Raw genomic sequence first — 18,750 nt, 5'->3', positions numbered from 1 at the left:
TTATGACTTATTTTCAGAACATACACAGTCTGGCGGACTTGAAGAAAGAGTACCGCCGTCTGGCATTGCAGCACCACCCGGACAAGGGTGGTGACACTGCCGTCATGCAGCAGGTGAACGTCGAGTTTGAAAAACTTTATGACGTGTGGAAGGACTCCACTAATATGTCCGCTGACACCACCGGCTACGAATATGACTATTCCGGGGCCACGGCAAAGGAATATGCCGAGTATGTATATAACGAATACCGGTGGAAAGGCCGCAATTACAAGGGACAGCACGCTCCCGAGATTGTGGAACTGGTGCGGACCTGGCTCAAGGAAACCTATCCCAGATACAGGTTCTCCGTCAGACGGGAGAATTACAATTCCATTTACATCAAGCTGATGAGCGCGGACTTCGAGGCGTTCACCAAGGAATCCGGCAAGGTGCAGGACACCATCAACCACTACAACATAGAGTGGAATCCTGACCTTACAGACCGTGCGAAGGAGGTGATGATGAATGTCTGCGACTTTGTCATGTCGTACAACTTCGATGACAGCAATGCCATGACGGACTATTTCCACACCAATTTCTACCTGACATTGGGCATAGGCAGCTACCGGAAACCTTACAAGGTGGAATTGCCGAAACTCGCCTGCAAGGGAAAGGAGAAGCAGGAAGTGTTCAAGCACCCCGAAGGTACGGCGCACAAGGCCCTGCGGCAGGCATTGGGTACGGCACGGTTCGGTTTCATCGAACACAGGAGGCATATCGGCGAGATGATACTCGGGGAAGACCATTACGGCTCACAAGGCGAGCATTATTTCTGGCCGAAAGAGTATTCAAGTGCCAAAACCGCGCAAAAGCGGATTGACAAATTAGAACAGGCCGGAATGCGGTGCAGACTCACAGGGTATAATGGCGGATACATCCAATTCCTCGGATATACCCCGGAGACGAAGACTTTGCTGGAACAAGAACGCGAAGAGGTCATTATTGCACATCAGGCATGGCAGGCAAGGCGAATACAAACCAACTGAGACAACTCGAAATGTCAAAACAAGAATGAATCATGAAAGCGAAAGTATTGAAATACAAGTTTGACGGAAATACCGTCGTGGCTCCGTACATGGAACTGGAAGCGTATGCGGAAAACATCTATCTCTCGTTATCGGACAAGAACGAATACGGGAATGAAAACTATGATTATTTCCATGTGGTCTGCAAGGTTGAAAACATCTATTTCTCTTGCGGGCAGTATTCCAGGGAAATGCTTGGAAGGGAGGAACAAAAAGAAAAACTTGTCAAGTATTGCAAAAACTGGATTGCGAATATGCTTCAGGATGCGGAAAACGGGAACCATGTCTCCCTTTTGTCGATCCGTGTTTTTGAAGAACTCGGACTTGACACAGTTCCTTTGCTGCAAGCCCGTGAAGCGTACCGGAAGAAACAGGAACAAAGACGGCAGGAGCAAAAAGAACAGGAAGAGGAGAAACGCAGGCTGGAGGAAGCGAAGTGGCAACAGGAACTTGACGAGGAGAAACAAAAGTTTCTGAACGGGGAATACATCCCGGCAAATATGTTCCTTGAAATAACCAAACGGGACGGCTTTGAAATCCATATACGGACCAAAGGGACATTGAACCGTCATGTATGCGGGTTGAATAAGTCCGGGAGCATTCGTTTCTACAAGAAACGCGGTTGTCGCACGCCTGATTTTTCCGGCTGCCACAAGGCTATTGCCGCTTACCTGACATTTCTGGAAACAATTACCGAAAGCTGACCTTTCTCGATATGGCACAGGAACGAATGGACGACTGGATGGAATATGCCAGGGAACTGGCACGTGCCGAGCGTGAACTGCGGGTTGAACGCTGGGTATTCATTTCCATCGAATGCAAGGATGAAGCCGGCAATCCAATCCGGCTTCATTCGTATGACCTTCCGAGGGAACTGCACAAGCGTTACCGTTGGGTAGTCCGCTGGCGTGAAGCCCGGTTGCAATGCCTGTACCCCAAAAGGCAAATCAATACCTATTACAGCTATTATGACAGACGTACCGGACTGCGTACCAATTTCAACTCCTCACTGTCAAGACTGTCAGCAGCCAAAGCCCAAATCTCCATCGCGGAGCGTAAAGAACGTGAGTATATCCAATACCAGCGTACAAACAACCTGTTCTTTGATGAAAATACAGATGAACAGCTGGTAGGGTTTCGTGAAAAACTGCGTATGAAAAAGGAAAAATACACGGCATTGGAACATGAAATCCGTTCTGAGATGGAATCCATGCAAAAATTGAATCGTATCTGACAAAACAGGCAACAACGGGGCTATTATTTTATTTCCCACCCTGCAAAGGTAGCCCCGTGTCCTGTGTATCCTGCAAGGTCAGGTCCCTTCGGGGTTGGCTGAAAGAAAATCATCCTCGCCGCTGCTGCGGTATTTTCTTTCGCCAAACCTTGCCGGATGCGGACACGGGACAGTCAGGCAGGCGAGAAATAAAAATACCGGCTCCCGGAGCCGGACGTGTTTAACAGATAAAATGCAAAAGTCATGAAAATCCTGAATGAAGAACATTTCGAGAATGTAAAGCGCTATGCCGAGTCCATCGGCGACACCTCGTTCCAGAAGTGCCTGGACAGGCTGGAAAGCTGGGAGAAGAATCCCGACCATCCCAATGAAATATCGCTCTACTACGACCATGCCCCGTATTCGTTCGGCTTCACGCAACGCTATCCCGATGGAAGAACCGGCATCGTGGGAGGCCTGCTTTATCACGGAATACCGGACAGGTCTTTTGCCGTCACACTGGAACCGTTCCACGGATGGCAGATACATACCTGACCGGAACAAAAGGAAAAGTAACATCAACATAGTATTAACTTAATAAACTTCAAGATTATGGCAAATCTGGCAGTATTGGAAAGACAACAGCAGTTTGATTTCCAGCAGAACGGAATCGAAGTGATGGACTTCGAGACATTACAGCGTACCTACAAGGAGAATGACATTTACAACAATCCGGTACAGGGCATCTACCATTACCAGGTCATCCAGCGCATGATGGATATCTGTGAAAAGCACAACCTTGACTACGAGGTGGAGGAAATCTTCGCCGCACAAAACAGGAACAAGACACAACCCGGCGTGAGCATACTCCCGCAAGTGGAACAAATCCACGGGGAAAAGGCGGTGGAAGCGCATATACTCCGCCGTATCTTCACCACCATCCGCATCAAGGACTGGGAAACCGACGAGCTGACGACCACGCTTGTCGTAGCCTACCACCAGGACGGGGTACAGGCGGCCATAGGCCCTTGTGTGAAAATCTGCCATAACCAGTGCATCCTTTCTCCGGAAAGAAGCGTATGTAATTATGGAAAGAAAAAGGTGACTACAGAAGAGTTGTTCGACACCGTGGATGGCTGGATGGCAAACTTCGAGGTGAACATGAACGAGGACATCGAACGGATACAGAGATTGAAACGCAGAGTTATCCCTTTGGAAGAAATATATATGTATATAGGACTGTTGACGGCATTGCGTGTTTCCCACGACAGCGCGGACAAGAACCTTTCCTCCACCGTGGAGACCTATCCCTTGAATCAGGGGCAGATATCGGTATTCACGGAAGAGGTGCTGAAGCTGGTAATGACAAAGGGACAGATTACCGCCTGGGATCTTTACAATGTCGCTACGGAGATATACAAACCTGGTAAGACGGACTTTCCGGCTTTGATTCCGCAGAACGGGGCGATGGCGGAGCTATTGCTGTCACGCCTGCCAGAAGAAGCGGAAATCATGGACGCCATACCGGTAGGCTGAACGGATGGATTCCATTGAAATCACAAAAGAGGGAGAACCTGGCGGTCTGATGCCGAATGATTCTCCCTCTTCTTTTTTACTTCTTAAACAGTAGCATATATTCCACTTTTCTTCTCCGTTCAATGCTCGGTACCACTTTCCCCTTGTAGCACCGGAATGAGACATACTCGTTGTAAATGTCCCTGTCCCCGGCTTCCAACTTTTGAATAAGCCTGCTCTTGGGTATCTTGCCATAGCCGACCACACGGTAATATCCCACATTATAAGACAAGGTGGCGACTAAAAGGGCATCCTTTCCGAAACGGCTGCACATCCTGCACAGTTTCCTCAAATCCGCTCTGAGCAATGAATCCGCCTGTGCCTTGCTCATATCCGGTCTGAACGTCTCTCCCGGCAAAAGTTTGTGACCCCAGCCCACATAAGGCAGATGTTTTCCATGCCAACCCTCGAACCGCTTGATGCAGGCGATGGCCTGCTCGAAAAGCGAATCCGGGATTTCCGTGGCAGTGGGAGGCGAGCCACCGCCTCCCCGTGGATGAGCCGCCAGACAGTTACAGGTTAGAATCAGGCATATAGCCGCTACAATCACTCGCATACCGTAACCGTTTCAATGTTCACCAAAGGATTTTTCACAAGTTCCCCACCGGTTCGGGGAATTCTGCCGGTTCCTCCCGTATCATCTTCTGCGTCATCCTTTTTCTCGTTGTTGAAATCAAAACTAAGCAGGAATAATTGTGCAGGGGCACTGTTGTCCTCGAAATATATGTCAATACTCTGTTGGTCCTCGCACTCGGAAGTGTAGTACAGCCGGAACACCTCCCTGTCAAGCGGATAACGGTCGTTGGGCAGCAACACCATCCCGTCGTCCATGCGGAGCGAGCCTTTGCCGTCAGGCTGGAAATAACGGACGGTGTACCGTGCATCGGAGAACCGGCCCTCACGCTTGAGTTCGCACCGTATTTCCACGGTCTCGCCTTTCACGATACGTTTGGGTACTGGCATCGTCTCCACTGTGAAGGGATATCCCTGCTGCACATCCAAATCATTGTCACAGGATACCAGGGCTATTGCTACTACAGTCGCAAGCATTGCCGAAAAGATAGCGGCAAACGCGTTCATCTTATTTTTCTTTTTCATGTTCATTGTCATTTTAATGGTTTTTCTATGGTTCAATAATTCCTTCCCAATATTGCAGGTATTCGTTCAAATCCTTGAATCCCTTGTACAGGGAAGAACAGTCCTCTATCTTGTTGCCGTAGCGTTTGCGGAGGGCTTCCAGTGTCCTTCGCCCCGCTTCGTCACGGTCCAGGTAACAATTGACCCGGTCGTACTTGTCAAGGAAACCATACGAGCGTTCCAATAAAGCCACCGAGTTCAGCACGAGGTAGTCATCGCCGCATCCCAGGCCGAGCACCATCCATGAGAGATAGTCAATGAACCCCTCGAAAATGTTACAGGTGTCCGAACCGTTGTCGATGAGCGATATGTCCTTCGGCGACATACTGCCCTTGAACAGGCGGCTGCGCAACTCATACCCACCGCTGATGTTCCTGAATCCGATGGAGAAGTACCGCTTGCCATGCAAGGTATATCTGACTTCCTCACAGTTCGGCAATGCCACATCGCTGCAAATGCCACGCTCTTTCAGATAATTGAGCAGGATTTTGTTGTTCAATGGCTCAATGCGTACATTCACGAAGCAATTCTCTTCACCAGGTGTGGTGTCGAAACATTTTTCTTTCGGACGGAAAACTATTTCCGGAACAATACCACCCAATGATTCCGAAATGAATTTAGCCTGCGACTTGAAATCACCGCTGCCAATGATTTCTCCTGCAAGCGAGAATATATCCCCGCCACGCCCGATGCCGAAGTCCTGCCACACATTCTTTAGAATATTCACCCTGAACGACGGTGTCCGTTCTTCCCGATAAGGGGCGGAATACCACCATTCATTCCCTTTCCGGGCCGTCGGCTCATGTCCCATCCGTGCCAGAAAATCCGTAATGGGAATCTTCCTTATATCTTCTATATTCATAAGCCGTGATGTTTTAATTGATGATAAATTTCACGCCCAGCCCGAATTGCATAGTGAACACGGATAATGAACCTCCCCACATGGCGCGTTCCCGGACGCTGGCAAGCAGCACGATACGGTCCGTGACATAGGTTTCAAGCTCCAGTGTTATCGCCCCGCCATAGATAAAGGCATCCTTGGCGAGCAACTTCGAGCCGTCATACAACATCTTATTCCCCCAATTCACGGTTTCGTAACCGGCCAAAGCCGAGCCGCCGATGGAAAGGAACAGTGTTTTGGAAGGGTCGGACAGGAATTTCAGATAGTACCCACCCTCGGCAGTGAACTGCGCACGAGGAACGGACACGTTACGGTACTCGTAATTCTTCAACAGGTATTCCGCACCGACAATCCAGCGGTTGGCTTTCTTGGTATATCCCGATACCGCGAATCCCGCATAATGGTTCAAGGGTGATTTCGAGCCTTCCGCAAATCCGCCCCGCAGCTCCACGCCTTTCATGCCGGGGAGACAGCGTTGGGCGTATGCCTGCCCTGAAAACAGGGCAAGCGATACGACCGCTACTAACATATAGATGACCTTACGCATGGCTACTTCACTTTAAGTTCGTTGATCACTTTGGCTCTCACGATGTCCTCGCTCTCCACGGTGAACGACTGGTGACGCCCGCCGCTTTTCTCGTTCAGTTCCACGACCAGCACCTTACCGGCAGGGATGGTGAACTTGTCAAAAGTGAACATGGTACGTTCGTCCTTATTTCCAGCTACCAAAGTGGCATAGTTATAGGCTCTGAGAGGAAAAACAATCTGCTCCTGGATGGCTGTACGCTTCATTACCTTCTTATCCACAATCTTGAACGTCACGAAATCCACCTCGAAAGGCACATTCGACTGGTTGCGTACCTGCGTGTGGAAATAGAGCAGCCCGTTATGGGTATAAATACCGCGCAGGAGGTACTGGATGCCGAAAGCCTTGCTACCGATGTGCTTGACATGGCGTTTGTTCTCTTTGTGGATACTCTTGTTGATCAGTTGCACGAGTTTGGGGGATTCACTGCCCAGTTCCTTTAGATATATGTCAAGCGCGTTGTTCGGACGGTTCACCTTGCTGCCGTCATGGATGAAGTCCTTCATCTCGATGTTCAGCAACAACGGCTCGTCCGCATACTTGACATTGAACGTGTAGAAACTGCCGCTTTCGGTGATGACCGACATGTTCGTCTCGTCACGGAAATTCCTGACCACCGCCTTTACGCGGATAACATTCTCCGCACCGTCGGCCTTTCCCGCCACAAGATTCGGGGAACCGAGGTCCACATAGCGGACGGCGGAGGGGAAAATGATGTGCGTGGTCTTGTCGTAGGTCACTTCCAGCCCATACGGGGGAACCATCCTGTCAAAGGTGAGCTTCCGGGTCAGACCGTGGTAGAGGTCGCCATCCTCCTGCCCGGGATAGAGTTCCCTGGTCATTGTGACTCTGCCTGTTTCTGCCGATATAGAATCGGCTGCATTCTGTGCAAAAGCACTCACTGCGCCCGTCATGAGGGCAAACATTACAAAAATCTTTTTCATACTTTGTGAATTTTAATGGGTTATTGATTATCGTTCTGGTAAAGCATCAGGGTATAACCGGATTTGAGGTGTACTTTTTCCTCCCGCATCTTCCGGGATATGTATTGCGACACTCCCTGTATGGCACCCCTGCCGAGTTCGGAGAGCAGCTGGTCTCCGGCTGACTGGTTGGTGATGGATATGCTCGTGCCAAGGTTTTGTCCCAAGTTGGCCGCTACCTCCTTGGCGGCATTCGCTTCCATCGAGCCGGGAATGAAGATGCCCTCCTGTCCGTCATTGTCATACACGGCAAGCTCCACGGGAATGATGATGCCGTCGTGCTCCACCTGTATGATTCCAATGCCGAGCCTTTCGCCTTGTATGCGCCCCTCGCCCGTGACAAGGGAGTTGCGTGGAAGGACATACCTGCCGACACGCATCGGTTCCAAAAGCCTTAACCTAACGCTCTGCCCGCTTCTTATGGTCTGGTCACCATGCACGCAGGCACGGATGGTATTCCTCGTATGCCCGTCAGCCGTCTTTCCCACGGCGGTATGGAATCCAGCATATCCGGTCTGTGCCATCCGTGCCAACAGTACGGAATCACTGACGGGTTGCGGAAGCGATGACACCACCGGTGTGGAGACCTGTCCCACGGGAACGGCTCTTGCCTTCCTGCCGTTGGCGGCAGGTTCGGTTTCTTCCCGTTTTTCCGTACCTGCGCCATCCTTGCCCGGCGTATATTTGGCGGCCAGTTCGTAAGATTTTTCCAGCAATGCTACCTGCTCCTCGTAGGTCATCTGTGCGGGTTGCTGTACCGCGGCAGCCTGCTTCAACTGCTCCACCTCGGCTTTCAATGCCTCCTTTTCGGGGTCTTCTCTCGGTGCCTCATAGAAACTGCCGAGCGTGGCGTTAATATCGTTATAGGCGGATGTGGACGAAGATATGGCCCCATTCCTGCGGTTTCCACTGCCACGATAGGATGATGCACTTTCGGATTCCCGCTCCTGCGGTATTTCCACGACAGGACTGCTTGTTTCATTCTGCCTGTTTTCATCGGCAAGCGCGGAAAAATCCTCCAGCGTGCGCATCTTCTCTTCCTGCCTGCGTTTCATGTCCGCCTGCTCGTAGGCGGCAATCTTGTCCGCCTCGATACCTGCCCCTCTCGGGTCGGGCAGTTCGGAATTGAAACCGGCATTCCTTTCCTCCCTCTGCCGTTCCTCCTTGGACGGCGCGAAAATCAGCCACATGCAGCCGACAAACAGGAGGAACATTCCGGCAAAGACCAGGTATTTCCTGATTTCCTGCCTCTGTCTCAATTTGTTTGCATCGTTACTCATTGTCTTCTTTGTTGAACTGGTTAAAAAACTCTTCCATCTCGCGGATTTTACTGTCCGTAAGGGTGTCCGCCTGAATAAAGTCCGGGATATCCAGCGGGGTTATCTCGATGACCTCACGTTTGGCATCCTCCCGTCCAATGTCGTATATGGCGCGGAAAATCATGTAGAAATTCCCAAGCGCGAACAGGACGGTCAGCACGACGATGGTTATCACTCTCTTTTCAGGACTCAACCCGGCGCAGGCAGCGCGCAGTTTTTCTTCGGCCAAGTCCCTGATTTTTACAAGCATCTTTTTCATACATTCAAAATTTAACGGTCATATACTCTGATGTCCCTGTTTTCCACCACACGGAAGGCTTCGAGGATGAAGCCGTGCGGATTGTTGTCGCTGCGGGTGGAATTGAGCAGCCTGCCCCGCGTGACGAGGCTGCGCTCCGTCACGCTCTTCTCCCGGATGATGGAAAGGCGGGCATACGTCACTACCTCATACGGGTAGCTGTTGAAGTCGCATTTCACGCTGTCAATCCCGATGCGCTGGCTCATGTTGCCGGAGATGATCCGGTTGTAGTAGCCCTGTTCCGCCAGATCCCGGTAATGGGCATAGGCAGAGCGGTCGCTCAGGAACATGGCACGCTGGATATTGCCCTCTATCGCACTCTTGTCAGGAGCCAGCGAGAAAAATAGCTCATGGAAGCGTCTGACATGCTCCCTCGCCTCCACGGGACGGTTCTGCTCCAGGTCCTGCGAGAGGGCGAGCATGAGCGACTTCCCCTCGTCCAGCACATAGATTTTCTGCCTCTGCGCCTCGGCAAAGCCGTATGCCTTCCACACCGAATATCCCACAAGCAGGGTACACGCGCAGAGATAGACGATACCGAACAGACGCAAATGCCTGAAACTGGTCTCGATGTTTTTTAATGATTTGAATTCCATTCCAATGTCGTTTTAAGATGGTTATTACTATTTGATGAGCCTTCCTGCGATGTTGCCTACCGCCGCACCGCCGGCTCCTGCCACCACGGAACCGGTCTTGGATGCCGTCTGGGTCACGTTCTTGCCGTAATTGCCTGCACCGCCTCCTGCCTGGATAATCCAGTTGGCCACTGTTGGGATGGTGAAATACCCGATGATACCGATAATCAGAAAAGTGATGTAAACCCCGTTGGAGCCGTCCGGGATGAAGTTCGGGTCGGAAAGCTGTTCGATGTCCTGCCGGAGCATCAACACCTGTATCCGTGCCAGCACACTGCTGAAGAGGTCACTCACCGGGAGCCACAGGTAAATGCTGATATAACGGACGAACCATTGGCTGAGCGAGGCCTGGAAACCGTCCCAGCAGGACAGGGCGAACGAAATCGGTCCCAGTATCGAAAGCACAATCAGGAAGAACGTCCGCAGCGTGTCGATGACAAGGGCGGCCGCGTTGAACATGAGTTCCAGCAGTTCGCGGAAGAAATTCTGAACCGCCTTCTTCATGTTGTACATTGCCCGGTCTACATACATCCCGCAGGCCTCTATCGCGTCCATAACCCCCAATTCGTCCAGTTTGTTGTCGAAAGACTCCTTGTCGACCAGATAGGCCGTCTCGGGATTGCGCTTCATCGCCTCGAACTCCAGCCTGTCCTTCTGCGCACGGTACTCGTTCATGTCGAAGGTCTGTGCCTCCAGTATTGAATGTGTACCTTTCACGATAGGCGACATGACACTGTTCAGCGTGCCCAGCACGATGGTCGGGAAAAACATGATACATAACCCCAACGCAAACGGACGGAGAAGGGGAAAGACATCCACGGGCTCCGCCCTTGCCAGAGACTGCCATACCCGGTAGGCCACGTAAAACAGGGCGCCAAGCCCCGCGAGTCCTTTCGCCACACCCGTCATCTGCGAGCAGAGCGGCATCATATCCGTGTAGAGGTTTTGCAGGATCTGATGCAGGTTGTCGAAATTTATTGCCAACAATACCATAAGTGAATCGGATTAGGGATTACCAGTAACGTTCATTCGGTGAGCCGTAAAGGGCCATCACACGGTCCAGGTCGTTCCGTTTCTTGGCACGCAGGTAGGAAACGCCGATGTTCTTGTTGGTGTAATATTGCACCAGGCTGCGATATTGCAGCATATCGGTGTAGCAGCGGTCGATGATATCCATCCGCTCCTTGTCGTTCATCGAAAGTCCGTTCTCGTTGACCACCGTTTTCAGGTCGTTCAGCAGGTGTGCGCTCTCTTCCAGCAACTTCGTGTAACCGATTGCAATGGCACTCAGCTCTTCCGGCGTGAAATAAGGGTCGCTGAGCATACGCTCGAAACTGTTCACGTAGATATCCGTGATGTCGCCGACCATGAGGATGGTCTGCTGCACCTTACGTGCATCGCGGACAAGGTTCTTGATCTTGCGGAGTCCATCGTAATACTCCTTGCCCTGTTTATAAATCTTCACTGTCTCCTGAAAATTGTTGAGCATGTTGCTCGCGGTGGAAGACGTGTGAACGATATTCTTGGCGGCATTGATGATACCCTGGGCAAGATTGCCGGGATCGCTCACGACCCATTGCGCTTTCGCTGTAAGGCTGATGAAGAAACAGCCCATACACAGCATGAGAATTTTCTTTTTCATGATGTAACTGTTTTAATTGGTGAATAAAATTCTGTTGAATGTCAAAGTCCCATCTTTCGCCCTTTGGACGGCGAGTTGCGGAGGATAGGCTTGTGTACCTGCTTCGGACGTTTCGCCTCCGGCGTCTTTTCCTTCCTTTGTCTGAGGGAAGCGAAAAGCTCATCGGCATACGGTCTGCGTCCTGTCATCTTCACAAACCTGGCATCCAGTGCCCGATATGCTTTCTCCGCTTGACAGGAGCGTTCCGTGGCAGAGGCATTTTTGTCTATACCGTACTTGACGAGAAAGGCAGGAGTGATATGGAGGATGTCATGGACGGAATCCGGCAAGGCGGCAATCTGTCCCAACTTCTCCAGTTCCTCGTTCATCTTGTCGAGATACGGTGCAGGAGGTTTACCGCACAAACTCTCAAAGACCTTTTCGACTGTGCGGGTCAGCCTTGCATCCACTTCCAGAATATCAGGAACTTCACCGGTTTCTCTTTTCCGCTTGTATTCGGCAGGCTCCAACTCTTCAAGTTGATGGAACAGCCGGTAATCCTCTGTAAATCCGTAATGGTCATAAATGGATTTCGGAATGTCCCAATTCTGCATCAATGACCAATAAAGGGACGAGATGACTTCCTCGCGTTTCCTCTGGTCTGATTCCAAATCGCTATACATACTTGTGATTTTTAGATGGTTTATAAGATGTTCTTCTCACGTTTGCTCTCCGACAACTGCTTGATGGCAAGCTCGATATTGCCACCTAACTTTTCGGAAAGACGGAACAGTTCCAGCTTTTCCGTTTCCTCAGTCGTGTAGCAATAATATTCCTCAAGTGAAACTTCTGTGGCATATACCGCCGATTGTGTACCTCCCAGACCAATCCAGACCTCCTTGTACTTTCTGGAAGGATTGTTCGCCATGTTGATGGAAAGGATCTGCGCACGTTCCTTGTCGGTCAGGCCGAGCAACGCCTGTATCTCGTCGAACTTGTTCATGTATTTGCGCTGGTCAAGAAGAATCTTGCAGTCGCTGTTGTTGATGATGGTACTTTTGACAATAGGAGACGAAATGATATCCTCGACCTCCTGCGTGACGACAACGGCCTCGCCGAAGAACTTTCTGACGGTCTTAAAGAGATACTTCAGATATTCCGCCATGCCCTCCTTGCTGATGGCTTTCCAGGCTTCTTCCAGCAATATCATCTTACGGACACCTTTCAACTTCCTCATCTTGTTGATGAAGGTTTCCATGATGATGATGGTCACAATCGGGAACAGTACCTTGTTGTCCTTGATATTGTCTAACTCAAATACAATGAAACGTTTACCGAGTAAATCAAGCTGCTTGTCGCTGTTCAGAAGGTAGTCATACTCGCCGCCCCGGTAGTAAGGTTCAAGCACGTTCAGGAAGTTGAATACATCGAAATCCTTCTCGCGGGTGCGCTTTTCCTTCAGGATGTCCTGATACTCGTCACGGATGAACTCGTAAAAACTATTGAAGGAGGGCTTGATGCTCCTGTCCTTGCGGATATTCGCCAAAAAGAGGTTCACGGCATTGGACAGTGCCACCTCCTCGGCTCTCGTGGGCGGTTCGTCGTCACGTTTCCAAAGGGTCAGGATGAGCGTCTTGATGGATTCCTTTTTCTCGATGTCGAACACGCCGTCCTCCACGTAGAAAGGGTTGAAGGCAATCGGGTCTTCCTCCTTGTAGGTAAAGTAGATGCCGTCCTCGCCGTGTGTCCTCGCGTGGATAAGGTTGCACAGTCCCTGATAGGAATTTCCGGTATCCACCAAAAGCACGTGGGTCCCTTGTTCATAATATTGGCGCACCATGTGGTTGGTGAAGAAAGACTTGCCCGAACCGGAGGGTCCGAGTATAAATTTATTCCTATTCGTGATTGTACCGTTCTTCATCGGCAGGTCGGAAATATCCAGATGAACGGGCTTGCCCGTCAGCCGGTCCACCATGCGGATGCCGAACGGCGATAGCGAATCCTTGTAGGACGTTTCCCCGATGAACAGGCACAACGCCTGCTCGATGAAGGTGTGGAAACTCTCCTCGAACGGGAAATCACCGGCATTGCCGGGTATCGCCGCCCAGAACAGCGTCGGGACATCTACCGTGTTGTGGCGCGGCTTCGCCTCCATGAGTGCCAGCTGGCTGCCGACATCGTTCTTGATGCGTTTGAGTTTCTCCCGGTCGTCGCTCCATGCCATGACGTTGCAGTGTGCCCGGATAGAAGTCAGCCCCTTGCTGTGCGCCTCGTTCAGGTATTCCTCGATCCATTCGCGGTTGATCTGGTTGGAACGGCTGTAACGGGAAAGCGAGTGCATGTTCCTCGCGGTCTGCTCGAACTTGCGCAGGCTCTCCGCCGAATCGTCGATGAAGAGGTACTGGTTCACGACATGGTTGCATGTGAGCAGGATGCCTATCGGCGCGGCGAAGGAGAGGCGGCAGTCGCTCCGGTCGGTGGACAACCGTTCGTAGCGGCAATCGGTAGCCACGTTTGAGGGCAGGTCCTCCGGGTCGGAAAGGGTGTGCAGGCAGAGGTAGTTGTCGCCTATCTTCATCTCCCCGGCACCGAGTGACAGGTCCTGCAAGCAGGCGGTGTCCTCCTGCGAGAGCGAGAAGTATTTCTCGATGATTCCCGCAGAGGTGTCCGTTCCCGTGATTTCCTCATCCGTCAGGCGTGTCATGCGAAGGAGACCGCTGTCGTTGACGATACGCTCGAACTGCTCACAGCTCTCCATGAAACGGGTGATGGTCTCCCTGTCCGTCATTTCCTTCGGGATGATGAAATTCCGCGTGAGGGCGTTGAAGCTGCTGGTCGTGCGGTTGCGTTCCTTAGTCGTCTTGGTCAGGAACAGGTAGCAGGTGTGCTGCAAATACGGGCGTTCGTTGAAATGCCGCTCGAAGCTGCGGCTGAGAAAACTCAGGTCGTCCTTGCAAATGTCGGGACGGTAGCTTTCCTCGATAAAGAAGTCCTGCTTGTGCACGATGCTGTAGTTCGGCAGCACCTTGACCGCTTTCGCCCAGGTCGAGTGGACGGCCTCGTATTCCGCCTTCGTGAGCGTGAAGAGTTCAGGCAGCTCCACCTTGTAAGCCACGGTAATGTCCGCGTCCTTGCTGACGATGCATCCGTGCTCCACCGAGAGCAACGGGAATTTGCTTTCCAGCGTTGCTGTTTTCATTACATTTCTCATACTTTTCCTTTTTTTGCGGTTGGAGAAATCAACCGAAGGAACTTCCTCCGGTTGATGATGTAGCGGGGATGGCTACGCAGCGCGTGGAGTTTCATAAGCCCCCATTCGCCGTACTTCGCGTTCATTCGGAATGTCGCCCAGACAAGCACCGAAGCGGAAACGACACCGAAACCGATGCAGACCCACTGGTCGATACCCACCATGTACATGATGACGAACACCACGAACAGGGCGAGCAGCCCGCCCGCGAAGATGAACAGGTACTGACTCTTGAGCCCTTTGAACTCCGGGCTGCGGCCTATCCCCTTGTTGACCGGATACTTCGCCATGTTACAGGAAGAATGAGCGTAAGATGGTAGCGGCCACGATAAGGAAGATACATGCGCCGAACCAGCTCGCGGCGGTCTTCGAGGTGTCAGGGTCGCCCGAGGAGAACTTGGAATAGACCTTCACGCCCCCGATCAGGCCGACGACGGCTCCGATGGCGTAAATCAACTTGGTGCCGGGGTCGAAGTAGGAAGTGACCATGTTGGTGGCTTCCGTAATGCCGCCGATACCGTTACCCTGGGCGAAAGCCCCGACTGTCGCAAGCAGCATGAAAGCTGCCGAAAAGAATCTTTTTTTCATGTGTCGAAAATTTTAATTGGTGAAACAAAAAATCATTTCGACAGCGAATATATAGCGTTTAATTCATTGATTTACAAACCTTACGATGCGTGTCATCGTATGTCATCACGTTACATCAGCAAGGATTTTCCAAACGATAAAAAAGAGGATTTTGGGCAGGGAAGGATGGGAAAAACAGAAAATAAAAACGGGCACTCTTCATGAGGAATGAAAAAGCGACAATTGGTTCGAATCACCAAAAAAGCGAAGCCTGAAAACCGGACGGCTTTCAGACTTCGCTTCATGTCATGTGAACGCTGTTTACTCTGCTGCGGAATCGGAAGAGAGGGCACGCTGTTTCCTCCGTTCCTCCTTTTTCTCTTTTTGCAGCTTCTTCTTGGTCTCCATTTCCTTCAGAATCTGTTTCAGCGGCTTGACCGTTTCCGGTTTCTCACGCTTGAACCGCTTGAAATAGATGTGCTCTATAAGCTGTGGAAGCGGCACTTTCCTCGGTTCCGCTCGGGACTTGAATCGAGCAGTTCACAAGTCTTAAAATCAATATTTTAGCGTACCTCAATCTTTTGATGGATACGAATTAGGTACTTTTTTCAAAGGACATTTGGCTTCCCTTGTCGGGATTGTGTCTGCCTTTATCTTCAGTTCAAAGATACCATTCTATTTCTACAAACACAAATCATTGAAAATAAACTTTTTACGATTGGGTCGAGTAGGTTTGGGCTGAAATGCCCAGGCATACTCGACCTAAATTCAAAGCTGAATTTGCATGGCATAAAATAATTCACTACCTTCGCTCGCATGAAGAAAACAAACCAATCGGATATTGTGTTGTAAGCAATCTGCATTTCTAATGTAGATTGTTCTTTACGTTTACTCTGTAACCATTCTATTTTCCGCCTTGACATAAGTTGTTAGCCGACATATCTTTGCGCCGTAACCTTTAACAAAAATGATTATGGCAAAAGAGAAAGTAAACTACCAGGAGGTATATGACCTCTACCAGTTATGCAGCGAGACCAAGGATCTTCGGGAGTTCTGTGCTGATTATGGAGTAAATTACGACAAGTTCATGAACTGGCAGCGTCACCAGCTGTGGAGCGAGAAGTTAGGCAAGACAGTCCAGGTTGAGCAGCCCAAGGTTGCCAAAGTCCGGATAACCGGCAAGCCTTGCAACAGTCCAACCGTGAAGATGGAAGTTAAACAGCCTGAAGGTGAACCTCCTATAAGATGGGTTAAGCTGCAATTGACATCAGGTGCCACACTGTTCCTGAGAAACACCACAGTTCTTGACTTGAGCCTGTTGCTTAATAAAATGATAGGATGATATGCTTGGACTGAGTGCTAACCTGAACTATTACCTGTTTAACGGTAATGTTGATTTGCGGAAAGGAATCTTCCGCCTGTGTGAGAGTATAAGGGAAGAGATGTCACTTGACCCGAGCGATGCATCCAATGTATATATGTTTATGTCCAGGAACCGAAAAGTTGTGAAAATACTTCATTATGAACGCGGATTTTATGTGCTTTACGAGAAACGTCCTGTCATGGGGAGATTCAAGAAACCTGTGTTTGATGAAGTCTCCAAATGCTACCGGATACAATGGTCGGACATGGCCTATCTTACTGAAAGTATAGTAGTTGACAAGATGTACGTTAGTCCGAAAGATTAATATTAATACATTGATTATCAACAAAATGATGCAAAAACAAACGATAAAAAGTTTGCGTAACTGCCTGATTTTCCGTACCTTTATATCATGATTGATGAAAGGGCATACGAGTTACTTTGCTGCCAGCTGGGTCTGGCTAATGAGGAAAAGGCAGGACTTCGCAAACAAGTAAACGAACTGATTGCGAGGCTTAAGGCTATTGAAGAATCCAACAAAGAGAACTCCAAGGCTCTGGTTGATACAATCAATGACCTCAAAGAATCCCTCGAAAAGCAATTGAGTACGGTTGAACATTACAGGAAAGAGATGGAACTTATGAGAAAGCAGCTTGAGGCAAAAGACGAGGTGAACATGATGCTGGCAAATGAGATATCCAATCTCAGGCTTCAGCTTGAGGGCAGCAGGAAACACCGTTTCGGCCGTACCTCAGAACAAAGAAGGCTGCTGAACAACCGTAACATTGACAAGTCTGCAATGGAGAAGTCCGAGTACGACGGTTCTGGCAAGAAAGGTGATGATGATAATAAGACCGATGGTAACGGTACCGGCAGCAATACCTCTTCCGGTAACGTATCTGCACAGGACTGCAGACCTTCAAGGAAAAAGGAAACTGCTCCCCGTGCAGAAAAGACCAGACTGAAGGTGGGTAAGGTAATTGTTCATGAGATAGAAGACTATTACCAACTCCCGGATGGCGCAAGGCTTATGAACCGTAACGGAATGGCTGATGTGTGGGAATACAGGTTTATAGAACATGTTCGTGCTCATAACGTGGAACATGTGTACAAGGTGGCAAGGGTAAAGCTTGCAGACGGTACTTTCACTAACACGATGGAGCATCCCTTGAAAAACCTTGGAGGAATCTTTTCCCCTGATTTGCTTGCCCGTCTGCTTTGTCTGAAATATGACTTAAGTATGCCTGAAAACAGACAGATAAGACTGCTTGCAAGAGAAGGCATCCACATAAGCAACACCACGCTGAACAGCTATATCCATAACGGAATCTCCAGACTTAGGGAGTTTATGGAAGATGTCTTCAAGGAGTTTGTACAACAGGCAAAATACCTTATGGTTGACGAGACGACCGAACTTGTCGGAGTTGAAACACCGGAAGGCAAGGCTTACAGGAGAAAGTATTTATGGGCTTTTTTTGCAAAGCATGTCAAGTTGGTTTACTATCATTACAATAACGGCAGCAGAGCCTCTGATGTAGCAAAGACCTTCCTTGAACATTTTATGGGATCTGTATCTACAGACGGATATACGGTTTACAGGATGTTCGACGGAGAAGACTCAAAGGTGCTTCATATAGGCTGCTGGACACACTGCAGGAGGTTGTGGGTCGATGCCTTGCCATCAGACAGAACTGCGATGGATATAATAGACCCTATCGGTGATATGTTCAGAAATGAAGACTTGTTCCGCACAATGAAACTCAGCGGTGAGCAGATTAAGGAAAAAAGACTTAAGCTTACGAGACCTATTCTTGAACGTATCCATCATAAGGTGGTCATGATGATGCAGGATACCAAACTCATGGCAAACGAACTGATGAGAAAGGCTGTGAACTATACGATAAACCAGTGGAAATCCTTGAAAAATATCCTCAAGGACGGTGCAGCGGAAATATCGAACAACCTCTGTGAGCAAAGGATGAAACCTGTAAAGCTGCTGCTCAAGAACTGTATGAACATCGGCAGTGAGGATGCAGCAGGAAACTCGGCATTCATCTTCTCTCTGATAGAAAGCTGTAAACTTAATGACATAGATCCTCAGGATTACCTGAAGCACTTGTTTGAATGTATTCTTCATGGTAAGGACTGCGACAAAAAAGCCCTTCTGCCATGTTTTTATCAATCGGAATGTTAAAACAAAAATATTTTCTTACGGACATTTTTATTTTATCGGCTGAA

22 protein-coding genes and 1 pseudogene are annotated in these 18,750 nt (G+C 49.8%); 8 read left to right on the top strand and 15 right to left on the bottom strand.

What is annotated here, in order from left to right; genetic code table 11:
• The first annotated feature begins 2 nt into the window (after positions 1 to 2).
• The 5 genes from MUN53_RS02905 (at position 3) to MUN53_RS02885 (ending at position 3,813) form a co-directional block, all read left to right on the top strand.
• Positions 3 to 1,025 (top strand): LPD29 domain-containing protein, encoded by a 1,023-nt coding sequence (locus tag MUN53_RS02905; RefSeq protein ID WP_008766253.1) that lies wholly within the window; start codon positions 3 to 5, stop codon positions 1,023 to 1,025.
• 32 nt (positions 1,026 to 1,057) lie between these two features.
• Positions 1,058 to 1,768: a hypothetical protein gene (locus MUN53_RS02900; protein ID WP_008766254.1), complete on the top strand. Its 711-nt coding sequence runs from the start codon at positions 1,058 to 1,060 to the stop codon at positions 1,766 to 1,768.
• Between the two features lie 11 nt (positions 1,769 to 1,779).
• Positions 1,780 to 2,298: a hypothetical protein gene (locus MUN53_RS02895; protein WP_008766255.1), complete on the top strand. Its 519-nt coding sequence runs from the start codon at positions 1,780 to 1,782 to the stop codon at positions 2,296 to 2,298.
• A gap of 243 nt (positions 2,299 to 2,541) precedes the next feature.
• Positions 2,542 to 2,832, top strand: a complete 291-nt coding sequence (locus tag MUN53_RS02890; RefSeq protein ID WP_016270778.1) for a DUF4120 family protein — start codon at positions 2,542 to 2,544, stop codon at positions 2,830 to 2,832.
• Positions 2,833 to 2,889: 57 nt separating this feature from the next.
• Positions 2,890 to 3,813 (top strand): hypothetical protein, encoded by a 924-nt coding sequence (locus MUN53_RS02885; protein ID WP_008766256.1) that lies wholly within the window; start codon positions 2,890 to 2,892, stop codon positions 3,811 to 3,813.
• A gap of 76 nt (positions 3,814 to 3,889) precedes the next feature.
• On the opposite strand, the gene MUN53_RS02880 is transcribed toward MUN53_RS02885, so the two are convergent.
• The 15 genes and pseudogenes from MUN53_RS02880 to MUN53_RS02810 form a co-directional block, all read right to left on the bottom strand.
• Positions 3,890 to 4,408: a glycoside hydrolase family protein gene (locus MUN53_RS02880; protein WP_016270779.1), complete on the bottom strand. Its 519-nt coding sequence runs from the start codon at positions 4,406 to 4,408 to the stop codon at positions 3,890 to 3,892.
• Positions 4,399 to 4,902, bottom strand: coding sequence for a DUF3872 domain-containing protein (locus MUN53_RS02875; RefSeq protein WP_370645661.1), 504 nt, complete (start codon positions 4,900 to 4,902; stop codon positions 4,399 to 4,401). Before MUN53_RS02875 ends, MUN53_RS02880 begins: the two co-directional genes overlap by 10 nt.
• A 73-nt stretch (positions 4,903 to 4,975) precedes the next feature.
• Entirely contained in the window at positions 4,976 to 5,851 is an 876-nt protein-coding gene (locus MUN53_RS02870) for a toprim domain-containing protein (protein WP_243323317.1), read from the bottom strand.
• Between the two features lie 13 nt (positions 5,852 to 5,864).
• A complete protein-coding gene (locus tag MUN53_RS02865; protein WP_008766645.1) occupies positions 5,865 to 6,437 on the bottom strand; it encodes a conjugal transfer protein TraO in 573 nt (190 codons plus the stop codon).
• A gap of 2 nt (positions 6,438 to 6,439) precedes the next feature.
• Positions 6,440 to 7,420, bottom strand: a complete 981-nt coding sequence (gene traN, locus MUN53_RS02860) for a conjugative transposon protein TraN (RefSeq protein WP_008766646.1) — start codon at positions 7,418 to 7,420, stop codon at positions 6,440 to 6,442.
• 20 nt (positions 7,421 to 7,440) lie between these two features.
• Positions 7,441 to 8,739 carry a conjugative transposon protein TraM gene (traM, locus tag MUN53_RS02855; protein ID WP_008766647.1) on the bottom strand — a complete coding sequence of 433 codons (1,299 nt, stop codon included), beginning with the start codon at positions 8,737 to 8,739 and terminating at the stop codon, positions 7,441 to 7,443.
• Complete coding sequence (locus MUN53_RS02850) at positions 8,732 to 9,037, bottom strand: TraL conjugative transposon family protein (RefSeq protein ID WP_008766648.1); 306 nt, start codon at positions 9,035 to 9,037, stop codon at positions 8,732 to 8,734. Before MUN53_RS02850 ends, traM begins: the two co-directional genes overlap by 8 nt.
• 11 nt (positions 9,038 to 9,048) lie before the next feature.
• On the bottom strand, positions 9,049 to 9,672 hold the full coding sequence (gene traK / locus MUN53_RS02845; protein ID WP_008766649.1) for a conjugative transposon protein TraK: 624 nt from the start codon (positions 9,670 to 9,672) through the stop codon (positions 9,049 to 9,051).
• A gap of 27 nt (positions 9,673 to 9,699) precedes the next feature.
• A complete protein-coding gene (gene traJ, locus MUN53_RS02840) occupies positions 9,700 to 10,704 on the bottom strand; it encodes a conjugative transposon protein TraJ (protein ID WP_008766650.1) in 1,005 nt (334 codons plus the stop codon).
• 19 nt (positions 10,705 to 10,723) lie between these two features.
• Positions 10,724 to 11,353 carry a DUF4141 domain-containing protein gene (locus tag MUN53_RS02835; protein ID WP_008766651.1) on the bottom strand — a complete coding sequence of 210 codons (630 nt, stop codon included), beginning with the start codon at positions 11,351 to 11,353 and terminating at the stop codon, positions 10,724 to 10,726.
• 41 nt (positions 11,354 to 11,394) lie between these two features.
• Positions 11,395 to 12,015 carry a hypothetical protein gene (locus MUN53_RS02830; protein ID WP_008766652.1) on the bottom strand — a complete coding sequence of 207 codons (621 nt, stop codon included), beginning with the start codon at positions 12,013 to 12,015 and terminating at the stop codon, positions 11,395 to 11,397.
• 20 nt (positions 12,016 to 12,035) lie between these two features.
• On the bottom strand, positions 12,036 to 14,543 hold the full coding sequence (locus MUN53_RS02825) for a TraG family conjugative transposon ATPase (RefSeq protein WP_016270782.1): 2,508 nt from the start codon (positions 14,541 to 14,543) through the stop codon (positions 12,036 to 12,038).
• Positions 14,540 to 14,872, bottom strand: a complete 333-nt coding sequence (locus MUN53_RS02820) for a DUF4133 domain-containing protein (RefSeq protein WP_032841196.1) — start codon at positions 14,870 to 14,872, stop codon at positions 14,540 to 14,542. The genes MUN53_RS02825 and MUN53_RS02820 overlap by 4 nt, the downstream gene beginning before the upstream one ends.
• 1 nt (position 14,873) lies before the next feature.
• Complete coding sequence (locus MUN53_RS02815; protein WP_008766654.1) at positions 14,874 to 15,170, bottom strand: DUF4134 domain-containing protein; 297 nt, start codon at positions 15,168 to 15,170, stop codon at positions 14,874 to 14,876.
• Positions 15,171 to 15,470: 300 nt separating this feature from the next.
• A pseudogene (locus MUN53_RS02810) lies at positions 15,471 to 15,671 on the bottom strand (hypothetical protein); the annotation flags it as partial.
• A 451-nt stretch (positions 15,672 to 16,122) separates the two neighbouring features.
• Here MUN53_RS02810 and MUN53_RS02805 point away from each other — a divergent pair.
• The 3 genes from MUN53_RS02805 to tnpC all read left to right on the top strand — a co-directional run bounded on the left by MUN53_RS02805 (position 16,123) and on the right by tnpC (position 18,706).
• Positions 16,123 to 16,491: a hypothetical protein gene (locus MUN53_RS02805; protein WP_317236338.1), complete on the top strand. Its 369-nt coding sequence runs from the start codon at positions 16,123 to 16,125 to the stop codon at positions 16,489 to 16,491.
• 1 nt (position 16,492) lies between these two features.
• A complete protein-coding gene (gene tnpB / locus MUN53_RS02800) occupies positions 16,493 to 16,837 on the top strand; it encodes an IS66 family insertion sequence element accessory protein TnpB (RefSeq protein ID WP_007567398.1) in 345 nt (114 codons plus the stop codon).
• 87 nt (positions 16,838 to 16,924) lie between these two features.
• Positions 16,925 to 18,706, top strand: a complete 1,782-nt coding sequence (gene tnpC / locus MUN53_RS02795) for an IS66 family transposase (RefSeq protein WP_243323315.1) — start codon at positions 16,925 to 16,927, stop codon at positions 18,704 to 18,706.
• Positions 18,707 to 18,750: the final 44 nt, after the last annotated feature.

The sequence above is a fragment of the Parabacteroides faecalis genome (assembly GCF_022809355.1).
Taxonomy (GTDB): domain Bacteria; phylum Bacteroidota; class Bacteroidia; order Bacteroidales; family Tannerellaceae; genus Parabacteroides; species Parabacteroides faecalis.
Note: the sequence above shows the minus strand (reverse complement) of the source record. Positions and strands in the feature narration are given on the sequence as shown.